We start from the raw sequence: 21773 nt of genomic DNA on the forward strand, positions 1-21773 counted from the left end.
CGGGCGGGCAACCGGGCTGACATTGGTTGACGTAATGGGAAACGGGCAGGACGCGTGTGCGTGCCGTGCAAACGGCATCTGAACCGGTTCGAACGGCAAGTGCCCGATGCATCCGTGAGCGACTATGTCGTCAGGCACCCACTGTGCCGATCGTCGTCAGTGCATCGCTCGATTGCGAAAATACTGCTGCCCTTGCCAGCCGGCATAACGGATCGCGTTGCGAGTCCAGCGTATTGCCTTGACGAGCGGGCGGGCGCGGTTTCCGCGTATTTTATCGAGCGGCCGGGCCGCATTCGGCGCGAGTTGCCGGGCGATTGCCTCTGGCGTCGTGAACAAAGAGAGCTGCCAGTCCCAATAGATCGCGTAGCGAAGCAGCACCCCCGCCGTCAGCATGTCGAGCGATAGTCGACGTTCGCGCCACGGCTGTTCCAGCGCATCCTGCGTCAGTCCCCAGCCAGCATAAAAGGGCAGGCCATAGGTATGGACTTCCTTCCCGCGTATCAATGCGTCGAAGCCGGCAAGTGACGAGAGCGTATGTAGTTCGTCCGTCACGTCGATCAGCGAAATGAGATCCGCGTCCGTGTCGACGATGTCCGCGAGATGTTCCGCGTCGACGAGACCGGCGCGATTACCGGACAGTACGTCCGGATGCGGTTTGTAAATGATGAATGCATCCGGCCGGCGAGCACGCACTTCCTTCAACAATGCTTCCGATGTGGCTATCGTGCCTGTTCCCAAACGGATTGACGCGTCGTCGGCAACCTGGCCGGCCACGAGCACGACATGCTTGTCATGGGGGATATGCCATGTCGGCGCCTGACGGCCGAGATTGTATTTCGTGAGCCCGAGCCGCACGATCTCCTGCCTGAGTGTTGCCGCGCGCTGTAATTCCGCTTCGTCGAACGTGGTCTGATTGAGGATGACGGTCAGGTCGCTTGGACGACTCGCGTCGAAATACAGGCCGCGGCGGTCGATTACCTGGCTGCACGGCGGCGACATGTCGGAACCGAGTCCCGTCGAATGGATGAAGCCGTCTTCGATCCGGACGTGGGCGACGCCGGTCGGCAGGCCGTCGGCTGATCGTCCGCCCCATATCGCAGCGTGTTCGTCGGCATCGGTATCGCGCGGATCCGCGATCCAGCGCAGCGCTCCGCCTCCCGCGGACAAGTAGGGGGTGGCGTAGGGCCGCTTCCACCATTGGAAGCGCACGCCGGCCACTCGGCCGAGATCACTGTACCGGTCGGCGACGGCATGTTGCAGTTCGATACAGTCGAGTGCGGTATCGAGCGTGCCTTGTGTGCCATGCGTCGGGTCAAGGTAACACGCGAGCTGCAGGAATGCGGCATCAAATAATGCGGATACTGAAGGGCGTGCACGGCGCTCCGGCATGGCGGTGTGGTCGTGCGTCAGTCCCCAGCCTGCGTAGTAGGGCGTGCCGAACACATGGACGGGTACGCCGGCCAGAAGTGCCGCCATCCCTTCAGACGCACCCACGACATGGACGGCATCGGCGCGCCGCAGCACGTCCCGCAAGGAATGCGCGATGTCGAGGATCCTCGCCTTTCCGGGCAGTTGCGTCTTCGTCGAAAGCCAATTGCCGACACCTGCATCGGCTGAGCGCAGGATCCACAGGTCGGCGTCGGGGTGTGCAGCACACGCCGCATCCGCCATCGCAGCAAAGTTCCGGCGGCGGAGCGTTGCACGAGTACACATGTCGACATGCGACGTTTCGCGTTCATCGATCAGCACAATGCGCTTGGCATTGCCGGATTCGAGCCATGCATTCGGCAATGCGGCTACCCGATGCCGAACATGCAACGCGTCGCTGTCGAGCACTCGGCGTATCAGGTCGCGGCATCGCTCGTCAGTGTCGGTGATGTGAGAGGCCTTGAGCATGCGCTCGAGTGCCCCGACCAGCCCGCCGCGGGCAACCAGATCCAATGGAACATGGAACCACGAAAGGGGCGGCGCATGCGCTGCGTGGCGGGCGAAGACGGGGCCCGGGCATACCGGGTACACAGGGCGTCCGATCGACGCGGAAGTTCGGGCAAGCGCGACGCCAAGCCGGGAGTCAATCCACACGAACGGCGACGTTCCGGTCAGCCAGCCTATCAAGCGTTTGCCTCGTGCGATTGCACGTGCGTCGAATCCTCGGGGGGCGGACGTCATCGGATGCTCAGTAGGGGCCGGAATCATTTACCGGAGCGAATCGAGGAAGCCATCAATACGGTCGAAGTGCTCGCCCCAGGTCGGGGCTCGAAAGCGCTCGATCCGCGTGAGTTGATTCGCACGCTCGCTGCTGTCCGAACGAGCGTACTCTCGGATACGCGAGAGCCATCCCGGTCCGTCGAGCGGGTCGAGATAGTCAGGAATGTCCGACGCGATCTCGTGAAAGACCGGCAAGTCACTGGCGAGCACCGGCACGCCCAACATCAACGCTTCGACGAGCGGCATGCCGTAGCCTTCGGCGAACGACGGGAAGACGAGTGCCCGCGCGTGCTGCAACCAAGCATGGAGTCGTTCGTCGCTGCAATCCGATTCTTCGATGACCGCACCGCGGATCGTGGCGCAGCGCTCCAGCATATCGACAACGTTCTCGCATTCCCAGCCGCGCCGACCGATGACCACGAGCTTGGGGGCGGATTCTCCCATCTGTTCGACCAGGCGCCGCCAGACGTGCAGGATGAACCAATGGTTCTTGCGCGGCTCGATCGTGCTGAGCATCACGAAGTAGGGAGCCTCGATCGGAGCCATGCTCGGCGGATGAGGTTCCACGGCGGGTGCGAGCGGCGCGACGACGACGGGGGGGAGCGGCAGCGACGCTCGCCGGGCTTCGTTCGCCAGTTCGTCGTAGGTCGCCTGTGAATTGCTGATCAGGCCGCTCGCATAACGTAGTGCGGTATGGATGCGGGCACGATGCGATGCGTCCACACCGGGGCGGCAGTACTCGGCGTGCGTCAGCGGAATGAGATCGTGGACCATGAAGACCGCGTGCGCGTTGCGTTGCGCCATCGCCCGATAGTAACGGGTGAACTCCATCCCGTTGTGACTTGTATGCAACAAAATTGCGCGATCGAATTTCGTCGATCGAAGCCGGTTTAGCAACGCGGAAGCAATTATTCTGCGCAGCGCCCATCGGTCGCGATCGGGCGACAGCAGCAACGAAAACGTCTTCTGTGAGTCTTTTTCCGTTAAAACGGTGGAAAAACCGCGTTCACTCAGGACTGCGCGTGCGCGATCGCCGTATCGGCGGATGTACGCCAGTCCAACTCTGTCTACCCCGGTGGGGATCAGGCCATCATAAAAGCGGGTGGCAAGACGGGTGACGTCTAGAAGTATTTTTGTCACGCGGGTGCAATTTGGTTGTGCGTGCGGAAAATGAAGAATGTTTCTGTTTGCCCAAGCCTGATGGCTCATGCAACAATTCCGCCGGGTAATTCTATGGCATCTCGCATGGCGGGACAATTCGTGCGTGCGCGTTTATTGATCAGCGCAAGCGGCGAGCATGCCGAACAACTGAAGTTTGATGTCAGATTTACCGATCCGCTCGCGCCCTTGCGCGGCAGCAATGACTACTGAGCCCGCCCCATTTTGTGCCGCACCGGCCCGCACCTTACCAGACGAGGGATTCGGCTACGTGTAAAACCGGGGAGCTGGACTGCCAAATGCCGACGAAACCTGACGGTTTCCTATCGACGTTTCGGCTGCGCCATGCCGGGAAATTTACCGGTACATCTTACATTGTGCGGTAAAATCCGGCGGCCTTTGAATGACTGGATTGTTAAATGCAGAGTTTAAATCGCGGTGTATTGTTGGCCGCCGCCATCGGCGGTGCCATTGGGTTGGCTGCGTGCGGGGCCATTCCCACGTCTGGGCCCAGTCGTTCCGAAATTAATGCCAGCGGTACTGGCACAAATCAGGTCAGTCTGCAAGGCATTCAAGTCGTTGATGTGACTGACCAGATTGCGCGGCAACTCTATGCGGGCCGAAAGAATACGGACTTCGCAGCGACCCTGGGCGACAACTCTGCGTTTCAGCAACAGTTGGGCGTGGGCGACGTCGTGGAGGTGTCGATCTGGGAAGCGCCGCCTGCCACGCTGTTTGGCGGGGGTACGAGCGACGCCCCGACGCCTAGCAGTGTCCCAACCGGCGCACGGTTGACCAAGCTGCCGACGCAAGTGATCGACGGAAACGGCAACATCCATGTGCCGTTCGTTGGCGCGATAAAGGCGGTGGGTCGTACGCCAAGTCAATTGCAATCCTATATTGCCGCGCGTCTCAAGACCATCGCGCACGACCCGCAGGTGCTAGTGCAGCTGGCGCGTAACGAAACCTCGTACGTCACCGTGGTAGGAGATGTGTCGAGCAGCACGCGCATGCAGTTGAGCGCGCGCGGCGAGCGCGTGCTCGACGCAGTCGCTGCAGCCGGCGGCGTCAAGCAGCCGATCAACAAGATCATGATTCAGGTGACGCGTGGCGAAACCGTCGCGCAGGAGCCGCTGGAGTCGGTGATTCGCGACCCGCGCCAGAATGTGCCGCTCAAGGCGGGCGACGTCGTCACGGCGTTGTTCCAGCCTTACAGCTTTACGGCGTTTGGCGCGACGGGCAAGAACGAGGAAGTCAATTTCGAGGCGCAAGGTATTACGCTGGCGCAGGCGTTGGCGCGGGCGGGCGGTCTACAAGATTCGCGCTCGGACGCGCAGGGCGTGTTCATCTTCCGGTTGGAGGATCAGCAAGCGCTCCAGTGGCCCAATCAGCCGGTGCGCACGACGGCGAACGGCAAAGTTCCGGTTATCTATCACATCAACCTGAAGGATCCGGATTCGTTCTTCGTGGCGCAAAGCTTCATGATGGGCAACAAGGACGTTCTCTACGTTTCCAATGCGCCGGTCGCGGAACTGCAGAAGGTGCTGAATTTGGTGTTCTCCGTCGCTTATCCGATCGTGTCTGGCGTCCAGACATTCAAATGATTATGAAATTTCTGAAGCGCGCTAACCGTTTGTTTTTGATAACGGTCGTTATCCCTACTGCTATTTCAATTATTTATTTTGGTCTCATTGCGAGCGATCAATATACGTCGGTCAGCAGTTTTCTGATTCGTAGCCCGCAGCAATCCAGTGTTTCGGGGTTGGGCGGCCTGCTGAAGGGTGTCGGGGGATTTTCTCAGTCCGAGGGGGATTCGTATACGGTTCAGAAATACATCCTATCTCGAGATGCGATGATGGTGCTGGACAAGGAGCAGAACATCAAGTCGGCCTTCCAGAGCGGGGCGATTGATTTTTTTAACCGTTTTTCCTTCCTTGGCTTGAATGACAGTCTGGAAGAGTTCTACCTTTACTACGGCAAGAATATTGTCGATGCAAAGGTCGATAGCGAGTCCCCGATTGTGACTTTGAGCACGAACGCGTACGACCCTCATCTTGCATGGAGCATGAACAAGCGCCTGCTGGAACTGGGCGAGCGGATCGTCAATCAGATGAACACCCGGGCCCGCGCGGATTTGATCAATTCAGCACAGCACGACGTCGACGTGGCCAAGGAAAGTGACCGGGTCGCCACGTTGGCGCTAGCACATTACCGGAATTCCGCGGGTGTGATCGACCCGGAGCGTCAGTCGACGATTCCGCTGCAGCAGGTGGGCAAGCTTCAGGACGATCTGATTGCAACTCGCGTGCAGATCGCCCAAATGGAGCGACTGTCGCCGAACAATCCGGGGCTGCCGACGCTGCGGGATCGCGCAAAGCTGCTGCAGCAGGCGATCGATCAGGTGAGCCAGCGCGTGGCCGGCGGGCAAGGGGCATCGCTCGCCAGCAAGGCGGCCGAATTTCAGCGCCTGACACTGGAGAAGGAAGTTGCCGACAAGATCCTTGCCGGCGCCATCACGTTGCTGGATCAGGCGCGTGTCGAGGCCGAGCGCAAGCAGCTCTACCTCGAGCGCATTTCTGAACCCAGCCTGCCGGACTATGCGATGAGTCCGCGCCGCGGACGTGCCATTCTCGCTACCTTCCTGCTCGGCCTTATTCTGTGGGGCGTGTTGACCATCGTGATCGGTGGAGTGAAAGAGCACTATGACCGCTGATTATCGTCCGCCGACATTCTGGGAGCAGGCGCGCATCCAAGTCAGGGTGGTCTGGGCGCTGGTCATGCGCGAGATGATCACTCGCTTTGGCCGCGAAGGGCTGGGTGTATTGTGGATGATGGCTGAGCCGGCGATGTTCGTGGTTGGCGTGATGATTATCTTCAGCCATACCGAAACAAAGGCAAAGTATTCGGTGGCCGAGTATTTGGCTGTCAGCTATCCCACCCTGCTATTCTGGCGAAACACGACGAGCCGGGTAATCAAGGCCATCGAATACAACCGCTCATTGCTGCATCACAAGCCGATTCGGCCGATCGATATACTGTATTCACGCATCATTCTCGAATTCGCAGGCGCTACTGCTTCGTTTCTTGTGCTGTACTCAGTGTTGGTCGTGATCGGTATCTGCCAACTTCCGGCCGACCTGCTCAGCATGATTCTGGGATACTTTTTGGTCGTCTGGTTTTCGTTCAACTTCGTGATGACCATGGCGGCGTTGTCCGAGATGAGCGAGGCGATCGAGCGGATTTCGCACGTCATCCTCTATTTGATGATTCCTTTTTCGGGGGTCTTCATTCCGACGTACGTTCTGCCTCCGAAACTCGCCGAACTGTTGACGTATTTTCCGCTGGTTGATGCGGTCGAGTATTTCCACCATGGTTACTACGGCGATCGGATGCCGACGCTGTACTACCTCGGCTATACCGTGACAGTGTTGTCATTTTTTACTCTCTTTGCTCTGTCGATTGCGCATATCGCCATTCGGCGTGTGCAGTTGAACTGAGCTGGGGTCGGGCATGATTGAACTGCGTAATGTCACTAAACGGTACTCGATCCATCACGGGCGGTCGCATCGAGAAGTGCTCAAAGGCGTCAACCTTCGTGTTCGGGCAGGTGAGCGGTGGGGCATCCTGGGGCGCAACGGTGCAGGGAAATCGACGTTGATTCGCATTATCAGCGGGTCGGACAAACCGCATTCCGGCGAGGTAGTCAAGACGATGTCGGTGTCGTGGCCGCTGGCATTTGGCGGCACGTTCCAGGGCAGCCTGACGGGCAAAGACAACGTGCGCCTGATTGCCCGCATATACAACGTTGATTATCGCAAGACGCTGGATCTGGTCGAGGATTTTGCAGAACTGGGTTCGTATCTCGACGAGCCGGTCAAATCCTACTCTTCCGGCATGGCGTCGCGGCTGGCGTTTGCCATCTCGATGTCGATCGAATTCGACTGTTTCCTGATCGATGAAGGCATGTCGGTCGGGGATCACCGCTTTCACCAGAAATGCAACGTCGAACTGTTCGAGAAACGCGGTGATCGAGCGATGATCATTGTTGCGCACCAGACGGACCTGATCCGCAATGTCTGCACTCATGCGGCTGTCCTGGATAATGGCGTACTCAAGACTTGTGAAACCGTGGAAGACGCGATTCAAATTTATGAGTCGCTTTGAAATATAAAGCGAGAATGAACTCTATATACAAGGAATCAGTATATGCATAACACTGCATATAAGATCGGCGGTCTGGTCATGGGTACTTATCTGCCTTCGATCTCGTCAAAAATACTTGAGATCGGTGCGCAGAATATCAATGGCACGCTGCGAGATCATTCTCCGCGCAACGCCGAGTACGTCGGGCTGGATTTCGAGGCCGGCGCCGGGGTCGACATCGTCATCACGAGCGTCAACGATTGGGGCGTGCCGGATGCGCATTTCGATCTGGTCATCGCTTCGTCGGTCTTCGAACACGATAACGCCTTCTGGCGCACCTTTATCGAAATGTGCCGCAAGGTGAAGCCGGGCGGTCACATCTATATAAGTGCGCCTTCCAACGGTTCGGTGCATCGTTATCCGAAGGATTATTGGCGTTTCTATCCGGATTCGGGGCTTGCGCTGGAGGATCTGGCGCGTAGCGAAGGGTTCGATCTGATCCTTGTGGAAAGCTTCATCGCGGAACGGGAAATCGATTCCTGGAACGATTTCTGCGCAGTGTTCCGTCGTGGGCCCTGTGACGCCGAACTCAATCTGGATTTTGTCCACAACAAGGTTCGTTGTACCAATGCGCTGAACTGGCGGTCGTCGCTGATTGTCAATGCGGCAGAAGAAAGCGAGGACATGCGACTTCTGCGCCAAGCGCGTGATGAAGTGGCGCATGTTACAGAGCTTCAGCGTTCTTCCGAGGCACGCCTCGCCGAACTCGCTGCCCAGAAAGCGGCGAGCGAAGCTCACCTGCACGTGCAGATCGGCGGTCTGACGCAGTTCGTTCAGGAGCGAGACCAGCGTATCGAGGAGCAAAGCGGCCAGTTGCGGGCGCTGACCGAGGCGCTTGAGACCGAGCGGGTCGACTCAGCCGCGTTGCGGCAGTCCATTGACGTACAGCTTGCGGAATTGGCCGCCCGGCATGCTTCAAGTGAGGAGAGTCTGCAGGAACGCATCGAAGCGCTGATGGCGCGTGTCCGCGAACGCGACCAGCAACTTGCGGAACAGGATGACCAGTTGCAGGCACTGACTGCCGAAATCGCCAGGGAGCGTGCGAATGTCACCGCGTTGCAGCGGACGCTCGAGTCGCAACGTGTGGAACTCGACACTCAGCGGGCGGCGAACGAAAAGCGTTTGCATAAGCAAATCGACGATCTGGTCCAGCTTGTACGGGAACACGATCAGCAGCGCGACGAACAGGGTACGCAGTTGCAGGCATTGACGGCGGAGCTCGCGAGGGAGCGTGCCGGTACCGCCGCCCGACAAGAATCTTTCGAGGCCGCGCTTGCGGAACTAGCTGTTCAAAAGGCGTCCAGCGACGACCGTTTGCACGAGCGTTTTCGTGAAATCGGCGGTTTGACACGGATCATTCAAGAACGCGATCTGCATATCGAGGAATTGGGCCGGCAGATGCAGGCCCTGACCGCGGAAATTGCGAAGGGGCACGCGGATTCTGCGGAGAGGCAGCGTACTTTTGAAGCCCGGCTCGCCGACGTTGCCGCCCAGAAAGCGACGAGCGATGACCGCCTGCACGAGCGCTTTCGCGAGATCGGCGGTTTGACGCGACTGATTCAGGAGCGCGATCAGCATATCTCGAGTATGACCATGCAGATCGAATGGTTGTGCCGGGTCATCTCCGTTTTGACCAAAGGATTTTCAACTTCCACCAAGGCGCGGGCGCTCGCCTGGCTTCCGGCCTATTTCAGCCACAAGTGGCAGAAAGTCTCGCTGAAGGAGCAAGGGCTGTTCGATTCAGATGATTATGTTGCCACTTACCCCGATGTTCTGGAGGGTAGAACCGATCCTCTGCGGCACTATATCAATCATGGTATTAAAGAAGGTCGCATTGTTAAAAAAGGGGTGTAACTGTGATTGAAGCTATCAATGAGAGAAAGGTAGCCGCAATTCGCGGTTGGAAGCATTTTGACGCCGAATGGTATTTGAGAGAGTACCCGGACGTCGCCTGGATTGGTCTCGAGCCGGCTTATCATTATTTATGGATCGGTGCGCGGATCGGAAGAAAGCCGTCGGCCAATTTCACTTATTTTACGGAAAATTATTCCGGGATAAATGATCTCCTCAAAAGGATCGAAGGCGGCGACTTTTCGGACCGGCCTGATCTCGACCATATGCGTGCGCAGCCGGCGGAGTTCGTTGGTCCGGGTGGTATCGACGTATCCGCGGTTCAGGGTATTTCCGTCGCGGTGCACGCGCATATGTACTATGCGGATCTGGCTGGCGAGTTCGCCCAGTATCTGAGCCGGATACCCTGCTCGTTCGACCTTTATGCCTCGACTGCAAACGAGGCCGCCCGCGAGTCTGTCGCAAGGGTTTTTTCGACCATTCCGAATGCTGCACGGGTCGATGTCCGCGTGGTGCCCAATATCGGGCGCGATATCGCGCCGTTCGTTGTCGAGTTCGGCAAGGAAATGGCGAAATACGATGTCATTTCGCATATCCAGACCAAGAAGTCGTTGTACAACAACGGGAAAACGGACGGCTGGCGTGAGTACTTGCTGAATTCGCTTTTCGAGCAGCCTGAAAGGATCGCGTTGTTTTTGCGAGCGCTCAAGAGTGGCCGCTACGGCATGATCTATCCGCAATGTTTCTACAACCTGCCCTATATGGCCAATACGTGGCTGGCCAATTCGGGCGTGGCGCGAGCATGGGCTCCGCGTTTCGGCGTGGAGAAACTCCCGGACGGTTATTTTGATTTCCCGGCCGGCTCGATGTTCTGGGCGTGCACCGAAGCGGTCAGACCGCTGTTGGAAGCAGGGCTGGAGTGGAGCAATTTCCCGCCAGAGCAGGGGCAGACCGACGGTACGTTGGCGCATGGCATCGAGCGGATGCTCGGCGTCATCCCGACGTCACGCAATTTCCAGCTTGGTGTCCTTCGTGATACGCGCACGCCGAGCTGGTCGCGCTGGCGGCTCAATCAGTATATTGATCGGCCGCTTGAACATCTGCATTCCGCGATCGCGAACGACGATGTGAAGGTCGTTGCGTTCGACATTTTCGACACGCTGTTAACGCGGCCATTGCTCGATGCCGACTACGTCAAGTGCCTGCTGGATGCCGAATATGTACGGAACGGGATCGCCGGGTTCCGCGAGCTTCGTGTGCAGGCTGAAGGCCGGGCGAGAGAAATCAAGGGGACCGATGTCGATATCCACGACATCTACGCTCAGCTTGCCGTCGAGCAGCGCGGCGAGCGGAAATTCCTGACACCCCACCGGGAAATCGAACTCGAAATCCAGTCGGTCCGGCCGAGGCGTGAAGTTGCGACGCTCCTGAAATTTGCCGCACAAAAGGGCAAACGGGTCATCTTGGCCAGCGACATGTTCCTGACGCGTCCGGTCATTGAGGAGATGCTGAAGCGCTGCGGCATCGACGGTTGGGACCACCTTTATCTGTCGTCTGAAGTCGGTGTACGCAAGGACAGTGGCAAGCTGTATGAGCACATTCTGGCTCAGGAGAGAATTACGCCGAACCAAATGGTGATGATCGGCGACAACGAGCGGTCGGATTTCCAGATCCCTGCGGATATGGGCATCAGGGCATTGCACATTGTCAAACCGACTAACATGATGCGCGCGATGCCGCGACTCACCGATCTGGTCCCGAACGCGGAAACCGCGCCGGCGGCTGATCAGTTTCTGTTCGGCACGCTTGCGTCGGAAAACTTCGGGCCGATCAGCTACCCCGATTTTTCGGCCGACGATATGTTCGGCGCGAACGCGCGCGCGGTCGGATACAGCCTGCTCGGTCCGGTCGTGGTTGCCTTTTCGGAATGGCTGCGTGACAAGGTGCGAGACAACGAGTTGGATCGCCTGTATTTTCTGGCGCGCGAGGGCAAGTTCCTCAAGCAGGTCTTTGATTGCTGGCAGGAAGGTCAGGAGAACGCGGTCCGCAGCGAATATCTGCTGATTTCACGTCGGGCGGTCACCGTGCCGTGCATTCGCACGGTCGAGGATATTTTCGACATTGCGGCGGCAAACAATTTCTATGGCGCATCCATGGCGATGTTCCTGGATGAGCGATTTGGCACCGTGCTGGACGATCGGCAGTGGGCAGCATGCGAGCGGGCAAAGGTATGGTCGCGAAACGAGCCCCTGACGATCATGGATCACGATATCGACCATATTCGCCCGTTCCTGCACTTCATCACGCCTCACATTCTCAGGCAGGCGAGTGTGGAGCGTGAAAGCGCGCTGGATTACTTGCGCGACAAGGGGCTCGATGCCGATGGTAACGGGGCCGTGGTCGATGTTGGTTATGGCGCGACCATTCAGCGGCATCTGGTCAAGCTGCTCGATCAGAAGGTGCATGGTCTCTATCTGATGACCGATACGAAGGGGCAGGCACTGCAAGCCAGCGACGGTGTCACGGTGGCGGGATGCTTTGCGGAAGGGGTGGAGCGGGCGCCGACTGCGCCGCTGATGTTCCTCAACAGCTTCTTGCTGGAAAAGATGCTGAGCGCGGATGACGAGCAGGTGATCCGCTATGCATCTTCCGATTCCGTCGAGTATCGCGAAGCGGGCGATTACATCGATCAGGGGCGGGAATGCCGGCACGAGTTGCAGCAAGGCGCAATGGATTTCGTCAAGGAAGCGGTCCGTTTCCGCGACGAGATGTCAGGGACACTGCAAATCAGCAAGACGAGTTGCGAGGAGCTGTTTTCGCGGTTCGTGGCGAGATTGTCCGGCAACGAAAAGCAGGTCTTTTCAGCGCTTGCCCTCGATGATTTCTACTGCGGCCGAGGCATTGTGGTCGAGTAAGCTGGATACGTGATTGCGAGGAAGACAGGGTTCGAGTTTGACGAATGCCTCGCGATCACGCATAGGACATCAATCAATTGAAGTGAGTAAAGGTAACTAGCATGTTGCTGATTACGGGGGGAGCCGGATTCATCGGCGGAAACTTTGTTCTCGATTGGCTGGCAGGTTCCGATGAACCTGTCGTCAACCTTGACAAGTTGACTTATGCAGGGAACCTGGACACGCTGAAATCGCTGGAAGGCGATTCACGATACAGTTTTGCTCGCGGCGACATCGGTGATCGTCAGCTTGTTTCGAAGCTGCTTGCCGAACATCGACCGCGTGCGGTGATTAATTTCGCGGCCGAGTCGCACGTCGACCGGTCGATTCACGGCCCGGGCGATTTCATCCAGACGAACATTGTCGGTACATTCAATCTGCTTGAGTCGGTCCGCGCATACTGGTCGGATCTCTCGGAAGACGAGCGTCGCGCATTCCGGTTCCTGCACGTCTCTACCGACGAAGTGTTCGGCACGCTTGCGCAGAACGATCCGCCGTTTGCTGAAACCAATGCGTACGAGCCGAACAGCCCCTATTCGGCGAGCAAAGCCGCATCGGATCATCTGGTGCGCGCGTGGCACCATACGTACGGGTTGCCGGTTGTGACCACCAATTGCTCGAACAACTATGGTCCGTATCACTTCCCCGAAAAGCTGATTCCGCTGATCATCCTGAACGCGCTCGCAGGCAAGCCGCTGCCGATCTATGGCGATGGTCAGCAGATTCGCGACTGGCTCTACGTCAAGGATCACTGTTCAGCGATTCGCACGGTGCTGGCGAATGGTGCGCTCGGTGAGACCTATAATGTTGGCGGTTGGAACGAAAAACCGAACATCGAGGTCGTGCGTACGATCTGCACGATCCTCGATGAACTGCAGCCGCGCGATGACGGTAAGTCGTATGCGGCGCAGATCAGCTTTGTTCAGGACCGACCGGGCCATGATCGCCGTTATGCGATCGATGCGCGCAAGCTCGAGCGCGAACTTGGCTGGAAACCTGCGGAGACATTTGATACCGGTATCCGCAAGACGGTCGAGTGGTACCTGACGAATCAGGTATGGGTGAAGAACGTCACAAGTGGCCAGTATCGTACGTGGATCGAAAGCCACTACGGAGAATGACGATGCCGCGCATCCTGATTACGGGTTCGAATGGGCAGGTCGGCTTCGAGTTGCGGCGTGCGCTTGCGCCGCTCGGACAGGTGGTCGCGCTGACTCGCCGCGACATGGATCTCGGCGATGCCGCCAGCATCGTAGCGGCGCTGGATCGCCATCAACCCGACCTCATCGTCAATCCTGCAGCGTACACGGCAGTGGACAAGGCGGAGAGCGAGCCGGAGCAGGCCCGAGCGGTCAATGCCGAGGCGCCGGGCGTCATGGCTCGATGGGGGCGCGCGCGCAACGTGTCGCTCTTCCACTACTCGACCGACTACGTATTCGACGGCACGGGTGTAGAGCCGTACCGGGAGGACGCTCCCATCAACCCTCAATCGGTCTACGGGGCGACCAAGTGCAAAGGCGAGGATGCCATTCGGCAAGCCTATGAGCAGCACCTGATTCTTCGAACGAGCTGGGTCGTGGGCGCGCACGGCGGCAATTTCCTCAAGACGATTCTGCGCCTCGCCGGTGAACGCGACCAGCTGCGCATCGTGGCCGATCAGACGGGGGCGCCCACTTCGGCTGCGCTAATCGCCGATGTGACAGCGCACCTAGTCGCCTGCTATTTCAAGCATCGCGAACGCTTTGCGTTCGGGACATACCATCTCGCAGCATCGGGCGAGACGAACTGGTGCGCGTATGCGCGTCACATCGTGGCGCTTGCGGAAGCACGGGGTCTCGATCTGAAATTGCGCTCGACCGATATCGCACCGATCGCGACACACGAGTATCCGCTGCCTGCGAAGCGACCGATGAACTCGCGACTCGATTGCGGCAAGCTGATGTCGACGTTCGGAATATCGCTTCCGGATTGGCGCCACGGTGTTGATTACGTTTTCGAGCAACTGCACGACTGACACGAAAGAAGAACAAGCATGAAGCGCAAAGGCATTATTCTTGCCGGAGGGTCGGGCACCCGTCTTTATCCGGCGACACAGGCGGTCAGCAAGCAACTTCTGCCGATCTACGACAAACCGATGATCTATTATCCGCTGAGCACGCTGATGCTGGCGGGGATCCAGGATATTCTGATCATCTCGACGCCCCAGGATACACCACGGTTCGAGCAATTGCTGGGCGACGGCTCGCAATGGGGGATTCGTCTGCAATACAAGGTGCAGCCCAGTCCGGACGGTCTCGCTCAGGCGTTCCTCCTGGGAGAATCTTTCATCGGTGGGGACCCGTCGGCGCTGATTCTGGGCGACAACATCTTTTATGGGCATGATCTTGACAGCCTGTTGAAGGGGGCGGCCGACAAGACCTCGGGTGCGCAGGTCTTCGCCTATCACGTACAGGATCCCGAACGGTATGGCGTCGTCGAGTTCGATTCGACGGGCAAGGCGATCAGCATCGAAGAAAAGCCCGAGGTTCCGAAATCGCACTATGCGGTGACGGGCCTTTACTTCTACGACGAGAAGGTTGTGGACTTTGCGAAATCGTTGAAGCCGTCGCGGCGCGGGGAGTTGGAGATCACCGACTTGAACGCCCTGTACCTGCGGGATGGTTTGCTCAACGTGCAGACCATGGGGCGTGGTTTCGCATGGCTCGATACCGGTACGCACGATTCGATGCTCGAGGCGTCGCACTTCATCGCTACGATGGAGCATCGGCAAGGGCTGAAGATCGCATGCGTCGAAGAGATTGCGTATCGATTCGACTATATCGACGCCGAACAGCTCGAACGTCTCGCGCAGCCGCTCAGCAAAAATGGCTATGGCCGCTACCTGTTGAACATTCTGAAAGAAGGAAAGGTCCAGTGAACGTAACTGCAACTGCCATTCCCGATGTCAAGATCTTCGATCCGAAAGTGTTCGGTGATGCACGCGGCTTCTTCTTTGAAAGCTTCAACCATCGCGTATTCGAGGAAGCGGTTGGGTATTCCGTCGAGTTTGTGCAGGACAATCACTCGAAATCGGCGAAGAACGTCGTTCGAGGCCTGCACTATCAGATCAGTCACGCACAGGGCAAACTGGTTCGGGTAGTCGCGGGGGAAGTGTTCGACGTCGCGGTCGATATCCGTCGCGCGTCGCCGACGTTCGGGCAATGGGTCGGCGTGGTGTTGTCTGCGGAGAACAAGCGCCAGTTATGGGTTCCGGAAGGTTTCGCGCACGGCTTTGTCGTCATGTCCGATGCAGCGGAGTTCTTGTACAAGACCACCGATTACTGGTATCCGGATGCCGAACGGGCGATCCGCTGGGACGATCCGACGCTTGCTATCGAATGGCCCATCTCCGGTGAACCGCTGGTGTCCGGAAAGGACGGGGCAGCGCCTGCTTTCAGGGATGCAGAATACTTTTGAGTCGTTTCCCGCGCCAGTCCATGTTTGACTTCAATGCCCTGCGCCTGACGTGGGGGATGCCCTTCCTGGTTGATCTGTCCGATGCCGAATCGCGCTCGTCGGATGATCAGCCGGGATCCCGGGCTTACCTGGTCGACGTCCAGTTGCTGCCAGGCTGGTACATGATCGAGCTTCGCCCGAATGGCCGGGCGGCGCAGGTGCGAGCGCGGTTGAGGCTGCACGCCGGACCATCGTCCGCGACGCTCGCGATGGAACTCGACGCACGCCAGGTGCGCAAGCGGCTCGTACATCTCCCTGCACGCGGAAAGATCGAAATCGAGATCGATCTCGACGATCGCTCCGTCGACCGAATCGAGACGTTTCGCCTCGCGAGGGTCACGACGCGGTTTGCGCTTTCGCGCCTCATGACCAAGCTCGAAGCGCTGCACCCAAGGTACAAGCCATGCGGCGACGACTACGATTTGCCGGAGGCTCGCCACGATCGAGCCGACATTGCGCGGGCGTGGCACGATTACTGTCGTCTGTTCGATGCATCGGAACTGCTGGTCGGATACCCGGACTGGATTCGTCACTTCGACACGCCGAGCACCGATACCTGCCGGATCATGCAGGACAATCTAAGCGAATTTGTCGGTGGCCCGACGTTTGCGATCGGCGTGGAGGTGTCCGACGCGCGATCGCCATACTGGGAAACGGCCATCCGTTCGGTCGTGACGCAGATCTACGCGCATTGGCAACTCCTGATTGTCGATTGCCGTCCGGGCCCGGATCTCGCTGAATTGATTCCACTGGACATTCGTGCGGATACGCGCATCCGTGTGATTGGACGCCACCCTCTGGCGGAAGCCCGATCGACGCTTGATCGGGCGCTCGCCGAGAGCGGGGCGTGGGTCATGTTCCTCGGCGAGCACGACGTACTCCCGCGCCATAGTCTTTATGTCGTGGCCGATGCGATCATGCGATCTCCCGACGTCGACCTGCTCTATTCGGACGAGGACTGCATCGACGGAGAAGGCGTTCGACACAGTCCGCGCTTCAAGAGCGACTGGGACGAAAATCTGATGCTCTCGTCGGATCTGTTTTCCGGTCTGGGCGTTTACCGGACCGATGTTTTTACGTCGTCCGGCGGGCGGGATCATCGCCACGGGGCTGCGTTGTGTTACGACATGACGCTGCGCTGCCTAGCACATACCCATCGGGACAGGATCATTCACATTCCTCGCGTGCTATATCACGCGCGTGCCGAACCTGAATCGAGTCGGGATCTGGTTGCCGAACGCGATGCACGCGATGCAGGCAGGCTCGCAGTCGTACGTCACCTCGCGCGGGCCGGGGTTCAGGCAACGGTCACATCGACGGAATACGGCCGTCACGTACGGTATCCCGTTCCGAAACCGGCGCCGCTCGTCACGATCATCATTCCCACGCGTAACGGATTCTCGCTACTGAGCCGTTGCGTCGATTCGATTTTCGCAAAAACGCAATATCCCGCTTTCGAGATCATCATCGTCGACAACGGGTCCGATGATCCGGACACGCTTGATTACATGGCGCGGCTGTCGGTCGATCGGGGCGTTCGAATTCTCCGGGACGATAGTCCGTTCAATTACTCGGCGCTCAACAATCGCGCGGTCGATATTGCGCAAGGGGAGTTCGTGGCGCTTGTCAACAACGATGTCGAAATCATCGATGGCGACTGGCTCGACGAGGTGATGGGGCATGCGTCGCGCCCGGAGGTCGGCGTTGTCGGTGTCAAGTTGCTCTATTCGAACGGCACCGTTCAGCATGTGGGCGTAATCGTCGGGCTCGCCGGCTGCGCCGATCACCTGCATCGCGGTTTGGGGCGCGACGAACCGGGATATCAGGCGCGTGCTGTAACGACGCAGTCGTTGTCTGCGGTAACCGGTGCATGTCTCGTCGTCAGGCGATCGCTGTATCGGCAACTCGGTGGATTGAACGAACGCGATCTCGCCGTTGCATTCAACGATGTCGACTTTTGCCTTCGAGTGCGAGAGGCGGGCTATACGGTAGTCTGGACACCGCATGCCGTCTTGTATCACCACGAGTCGGCCACGCGCGGCCGGGACGATACTGCCGAGAAGATCGCCCGGGCAACCGCGGAGATCGATTACATGCGGCATCATTGGCGTGACCTGATCGCGAATGATCCAGCCTATAACCCGAATCTGTCTCTCGATCAATTCGATTGTCAACTGGCGTGGCCGCCACGTGTGCCCTCGCTGCGGCGTCTCGCACGACATGCGCCCGGCACAACGTCGACCTGACAACGGATCGTTGGGAATCAATTCGTCGACGCTTGCCCCGGGCTGATGCGCGGGGGGATCGTTCGTGCTCTAGAGGTGGCAGAGCATGGCCGGGCAGGTATGCCTGTAGTGGGATGCGGGTTGTTGCCGGCAATCCGCGCGCGTTTGCGGGCAAGCAATCCTCTCGGCGGGGCGGGAGCCGATTCTCGCCGGCATGCTTCATGCCACCGATCCAGAGTTACCTTTTCCGAGCAATATGAGAGATCTCTTCCTGTCAATAGTTCGTCGCACCGTTCGATTCAAGGTCAATCCGGTCCGGGATCTGGCCTTGTCGGGGACGACATCTTTCGATTGGACGTCGACGGGAGATGATCCCGCTTTCGATCTGGAACCGGAAGACGGGAACGCAGTCGTGCCAACCGGCTGGGTATATGTCGAGTCCAGGATGATCCGACGCGGAGCGCATTTGGTGGCTCGGCTCCAGATGGATGCCGGGGCGGGTTTTTCGGATGTGGATTCCTTTTTCATTCCCGCGACTCGAGCGGGGAACATCAAGCACATCATTCGGATCCCGCTCGAGGTGCGACGGTTGCGCTTGTTGCCCATGCGGGGCGAAGGCGTCGTTCGGCTGGAGTTCCTGCGAATAACGGAAATATCGTGGGTGGAAAGAATCTCCCGGATGGCCGAGTGCGTCGTTGGCGATCTGCTGAAATTCAGGAATACCGGCCAGGCGAGAAAACACAATGTCACGTGGGGCCGCCTGCTGACCGATCTGCGAGGGGCGTATGCGGATTGCGCGAAATTGCGATTCCATTCCGCGCCGCTGGACTACGAGTCGTACGTAAGTAAATTCGATACGCTGCTCCCGGCCGACGTCGCATCAATCAGGGCGCATATCGACTCGCTTGCGAAGAAGCCGTTGATTTCAATTCTAATTCCGGTCTGCGGGGCCTCGGTCGATTTTCTGGAATCCACTGTCGAGTCGGTGTTTGGGCAAATCTATGGGAACTGGGAATTGTGCATTGCTGTTGATGAAGGCGTCGACTCGAAAACGGCGTCGTACTTGAAATCGCTTCAAAAGCACGGGGGGCGGATAAAGGTTGTTTTTCTGAGCGCAACTGGGCGTGCGTCGGTTGCGACCAATGGCGCGCTGGAATCTGCCAAAGGAGAGTTCACTGCGATTCTCGGCGTTAATGATGTAATTTCACCGCATGCGTTGTATTTTGTTGCTCTGAAGATTAATGAAGTCGACGGGCTGAACGTTATATATTCCGATAAGGATGAGATTGACGGTAGTGGCATCAGGAGTAACGTATGCTTCAAGAGTTCATGGAATCCTGATTTATTTTTTTCCTGTGACATCATTTCTCATCTGGCCGCCTATAGAACTTCTCTCGTGCGCGAGATAGGTGGGTTTCGTGTCGAATTTGAAGGTGGACAGGACTACGATCTTGCGCTCCGATGCGTGAAGGAAAGCACATCGTCCCAGATTTGTCACATTCCGCGCGTGCTCTATCATGCTCGTCAGTGCGGAAAATCCGAATCGTTGGAATCAAATGCCGGAAAAACCGGCGATGCCGCGAGGGGAAGGGCGCTTGAGGATTTTTTCAAGGACCAGCCCGGAGTGCGTGTTTCCCGTGGAATTCTGAATGGAACCTTTCGGGTGCAATATCCGGTCCCGGAGCCCGCACCCCGGGTCACTATCGTCATACCGACCCGGGATGGTGGCCCACTGCTGAAAAGATGCGTCCACAGTGTGTTTCACGGGACGGCCTACGAGAATCTGGAAGTCATTGTCGTCGATAACCAAAGCAGGAATCCGGAGACGCTCGACTACCTGCAATCGCTGTCGTTGCGAAGCGATGTGAAGGTGCTGAAGTATGATTTTCCATTCAATTATTCGTCAATCAACAACTTTGCAGCAAAACATGCTTCGGGTGAAGTACTGTGCTTTCTGAATGACGATGTTGAGGCAATCCAACCGGATTGGCTCGGGGAGATGGTCTCGCATTCGTTGCGCCCGGAAATCGGCGCCGTGGGGGCGAAGCTCCTCTATGCCGACGGATTCATTCAGCATGCAGGGGTCGTGATGGGGATCGGGGGGTTCGCCAGTCATGCACACCGGCTATATCCTTCGTTGCATCCCGGCTACACTGGAAGAGCGGCTCTCGTCCAAAATTTTTCGGCGGTCACGGCGGCGTGTCTGGTCATGCGCCGGGATGTATTTCATGCTGTCGGTGGATTTGATGAAGAAAATCTTCCGGTTGCATTCAATGATGTAGATTTGTGCCTTCGAGTGCGAGAGGAGGGCTACCGAATATTGTGGACGCCTTATGCAGTCTTGAACCATTATGAATCCTACAGTCGCGGGGACGACCAAATGTCTCCCGAGAAGCGTGCGAGATTTAATGGGGAAAAGAATTTTATGCTTGCTCGTTGGCGCACGGATCGTTTAAATGACCCGTACTATAATCAAAATTTGACCCTCGATCGAGAAGATTTTACCATTGCTGATTTCCCAAGGCTGAGTGATCCTTGGCGCACCTGAGTGGGTTGAATTATTTGACTGGATGTGTGTTGCGTCTGCCGCCTAGAAACATGCGCGGTTTCCAAATCATGGTGAATGTGGCAGTTGTGTGATTCTTCCGGATGGCCCGGCGGGAATCAAGTAACGCCGAAGGAATATTCATGGATGAAAAAAAGCGCCTGCTTCCAGGCATTCCCTTGATCGAGTCGCCGCTCTTCGATAGCGAGATTGCCCAGGCCGAGCTGACACCTGCCGAGCGCGAGATCGCGATTGCTCTGAACCGTAACGGCTATGCTGTGATCGATTTCCCGGATCCTGACCTCGGCGCGCGGATTGCGCGTATTCGGGAGCGCCTGACTCCGCGGTTCGCCGACACTGGATTGAGCGCGGACGGCGTGTTTCATGCGGCCGGGCGCATTCAGGACGCATGGATCAATGATCCGGACGTGAAGGCGATTGCCGCCAATCCTCAGATGCTGGATTTGCTCGCGCGCTTGTATGGCCGACGTGCATTTCCATTTCAGACGCTCAATTTCCGGGTCGGTACGCAGCAAAAGTTGCATACCGACGCTGTGCACTTCTCGTCGATCCCGCAACGGTTCATGTGCGGAGTGTGGGTCGCACTGGAAGATGTCGCGGCGGAGGCGGGGCCGCTTCAGTTCGTCCCGGGATCGCACAATTGGCCCATGATCGATAATGCGATGGCTGGCCGGCGAGGGTTTGGCGTGCCTAGTGAATCGGCGCAATTGCCGTATCAGGAAATCTGGGACGCCATGGTGGAAGCAAAGGGCGCCGGTATCAAGACATTCGAGGCGCGCAAGGGGCAAGCGCTGATCTGGTGCGCGAATTTGTTGCACGGTGGGAGCCCTCAAATCGATCCGGCCATGTCGCGCTGGTCGCAGGTGACCCACTATTTCTTCGACGATTGCGTTTACTACACGCCTGCATTTTCCGACGAGTATCTGGGCCGCCTGCAGCTTCGTAATCTGGTCAACATTGTCGATGGCGCGAGAAAGCCTAATTCGTATCTCGGTGAAGAGGTGGTGCCATCTGCCGCAGGGACGCGCAAGTCGCGAACCCTGGCAGGAAAATTGCGCAGGTGGGTGCGTTTCGCTTGAACCCGCCCGTGTGATTGTCATTCGCGGCCAGCCA

The 21773-nt window shown here is 58.0% G+C and carries 16 protein-coding genes; 14 read left to right on the plus strand and 2 right to left on the minus strand.

Going from position 1 to position 21773, the window contains the following annotated elements; translation table 11 throughout:
- Positions 1-156 precede the first annotated feature (156 nt).
- Positions 157-2196, minus strand: a complete 2040-nt coding sequence (locus tag WJ16_RS03465) for a capsular polysaccharide biosynthesis protein (RefSeq protein WP_076605867.1) — start codon at positions 2194-2196, stop codon at positions 157-159.
- On the minus strand, positions 2197-3348 hold the full coding sequence (locus WJ16_RS03470) for a glycosyltransferase family 4 protein (protein ID WP_069255858.1): 1152 nt from the start codon (positions 3346-3348) through the stop codon (positions 2197-2199).
- A gap of 105 nt (positions 3349-3453) precedes the next feature.
- On the opposite strand from WJ16_RS03470, the gene WJ16_RS35735 reads away from it, so the two are divergent.
- The 14 genes from WJ16_RS35735 (at position 3454) to WJ16_RS03530 (ending at position 21739) form a co-directional block, all read left to right on the plus strand.
- On the plus strand, positions 3454-3579 hold the full coding sequence (locus WJ16_RS35735) for a hypothetical protein (RefSeq protein WP_257785857.1): 126 nt from the start codon (positions 3454-3456) through the stop codon (positions 3577-3579).
- A gap of 206 nt (positions 3580-3785) precedes the next feature.
- On the plus strand, positions 3786-4970 hold the full coding sequence (locus WJ16_RS03475; RefSeq protein ID WP_069255859.1) for a polysaccharide biosynthesis/export family protein: 1185 nt from the start codon (positions 3786-3788) through the stop codon (positions 4968-4970).
- Complete coding sequence (locus tag WJ16_RS03480; RefSeq protein ID WP_236858174.1) at positions 4967-6079, plus strand: KpsE/RkpR family capsule polysaccharide export protein; 1113 nt, start codon at positions 4967-4969, stop codon at positions 6077-6079. The genes WJ16_RS03475 and WJ16_RS03480 overlap by 4 nt, the downstream gene beginning before the upstream one ends.
- Positions 6069-6863, plus strand: a complete 795-nt coding sequence (locus WJ16_RS03485) for an ABC transporter permease (protein ID WP_069255860.1) — start codon at positions 6069-6071, stop codon at positions 6861-6863. Before WJ16_RS03480 ends, WJ16_RS03485 begins: the two co-directional genes overlap by 11 nt.
- 13 nt (positions 6864-6876) lie before the next feature.
- Positions 6877-7530, plus strand: a complete 654-nt coding sequence (locus WJ16_RS03490; RefSeq protein WP_069255861.1) for an ABC transporter ATP-binding protein — start codon at positions 6877-6879, stop codon at positions 7528-7530.
- Positions 7531-7572: 42 nt separating this feature from the next.
- Positions 7573-9423, plus strand: a complete 1851-nt coding sequence (locus WJ16_RS03495; RefSeq protein ID WP_069255862.1) for a methyltransferase domain-containing protein — start codon at positions 7573-7575, stop codon at positions 9421-9423.
- 2 nt (positions 9424-9425) lie between these two features.
- The gene (locus tag WJ16_RS03500; RefSeq protein ID WP_069255863.1) at positions 9426-12335 is read left to right on the plus strand and encodes a rhamnan synthesis F family protein; all 2910 of its coding nucleotides are present in this window, start codon (positions 9426-9428) and stop codon (positions 12333-12335) included.
- Positions 12336-12436: 101 nt separating this feature from the next.
- Positions 12437-13495 carry a dTDP-glucose 4,6-dehydratase gene (rfbB, locus tag WJ16_RS03505; RefSeq protein WP_069255864.1) on the plus strand — a complete coding sequence of 353 codons (1059 nt, stop codon included), beginning with the start codon at positions 12437-12439 and terminating at the stop codon, positions 13493-13495.
- Positions 13496-13497: 2 nt separating this feature from the next.
- Complete coding sequence (gene rfbD, locus WJ16_RS03510; RefSeq protein WP_069257944.1) at positions 13498-14388, plus strand: dTDP-4-dehydrorhamnose reductase; 891 nt, start codon at positions 13498-13500, stop codon at positions 14386-14388.
- Between the two features lie 18 nt (positions 14389-14406).
- A complete protein-coding gene (rfbA, locus tag WJ16_RS03515; RefSeq protein ID WP_069255865.1) occupies positions 14407-15291 on the plus strand; it encodes a glucose-1-phosphate thymidylyltransferase RfbA in 885 nt (294 codons plus the stop codon).
- A complete protein-coding gene (gene rfbC / locus WJ16_RS03520) occupies positions 15288-15830 on the plus strand; it encodes a dTDP-4-dehydrorhamnose 3,5-epimerase (RefSeq protein ID WP_069255866.1) in 543 nt (180 codons plus the stop codon). The genes rfbA and rfbC overlap by 4 nt, the downstream gene beginning before the upstream one ends.
- 20 nt (positions 15831-15850) lie before the next feature.
- The gene (locus WJ16_RS03525) at positions 15851-18115 is read left to right on the plus strand and encodes a glycosyltransferase family 2 protein (RefSeq protein WP_084635999.1); all 2265 of its coding nucleotides are present in this window, start codon (positions 15851-15853) and stop codon (positions 18113-18115) included.
- 193 nt (positions 18116-18308) lie between these two features.
- The gene (locus tag WJ16_RS32805; RefSeq protein WP_236858175.1) at positions 18309-20642 is read left to right on the plus strand and encodes a glycosyltransferase family 2 protein; all 2334 of its coding nucleotides are present in this window, start codon (positions 18309-18311) and stop codon (positions 20640-20642) included.
- 140 nt (positions 20643-20782) lie between these two features.
- Positions 20783-21739 carry a phytanoyl-CoA dioxygenase family protein gene (locus WJ16_RS03530; RefSeq protein ID WP_084636001.1) on the plus strand — a complete coding sequence of 319 codons (957 nt, stop codon included), beginning with the start codon at positions 20783-20785 and terminating at the stop codon, positions 21737-21739.
- The last annotated feature ends 34 nt before the right edge of the window (positions 21740-21773 follow it).

Source organism: Burkholderia metallica, from assembly GCF_001718555.1.
Taxonomy (GTDB): domain Bacteria; phylum Pseudomonadota; class Gammaproteobacteria; order Burkholderiales; family Burkholderiaceae; genus Burkholderia; species Burkholderia metallica.

Excerpts from the sequence above, each read along its gene's own strand:
- WJ16_RS03485 (WP_069255860.1), top strand. The coding sequence starts at position 6,069 with ATGACCGCTGATTATCGTCCGCCGACATTCTGGGAGCAGGCGCGCATC.
- WJ16_RS03465 (WP_076605867.1), bottom strand. The coding sequence starts at position 2,196 with ATGATTCCGGCCCCTACTGAGCATCCGATGACGTCCGCCCCCCGAGGA.
- WJ16_RS03525 (WP_084635999.1), top strand. The coding sequence starts at position 15,851 with ATGTTTGACTTCAATGCCCTGCGCCTGACGTGGGGGATGCCCTTCCTG.
- rfbB (WP_069255864.1), top strand. The coding sequence starts at position 12,437 with ATGTTGCTGATTACGGGGGGAGCCGGATTCATCGGCGGAAACTTTGTT.
- WJ16_RS03475 (WP_069255859.1), top strand. The coding sequence starts at position 3,786 with ATGCAGAGTTTAAATCGCGGTGTATTGTTGGCCGCCGCCATCGGCGGT.
- rfbD (WP_069257944.1), top strand. The coding sequence starts at position 13,498 with ATGCCGCGCATCCTGATTACGGGTTCGAATGGGCAGGTCGGCTTCGAG.
- WJ16_RS32805 (WP_236858175.1), top strand. The coding sequence starts at position 18,309 with ATGCTTCATGCCACCGATCCAGAGTTACCTTTTCCGAGCAATATGAGA.
- WJ16_RS35735 (WP_257785857.1), top strand. The coding sequence starts at position 3,454 with ATGGCGGGACAATTCGTGCGTGCGCGTTTATTGATCAGCGCAAGCGGC.
- WJ16_RS03530 (WP_084636001.1), top strand. The coding sequence starts at position 20,783 with ATGGATGAAAAAAAGCGCCTGCTTCCAGGCATTCCCTTGATCGAGTCG.
- WJ16_RS03480 (WP_236858174.1), top strand. The coding sequence starts at position 4,967 with ATGATTATGAAATTTCTGAAGCGCGCTAACCGTTTGTTTTTGATAACG.
- rfbA (WP_069255865.1), top strand. The coding sequence starts at position 14,407 with ATGAAGCGCAAAGGCATTATTCTTGCCGGAGGGTCGGGCACCCGTCTT.
- WJ16_RS03490 (WP_069255861.1), top strand. The coding sequence starts at position 6,877 with ATGATTGAACTGCGTAATGTCACTAAACGGTACTCGATCCATCACGGG.
- WJ16_RS03495 (WP_069255862.1), top strand. The coding sequence starts at position 7,573 with ATGCATAACACTGCATATAAGATCGGCGGTCTGGTCATGGGTACTTAT.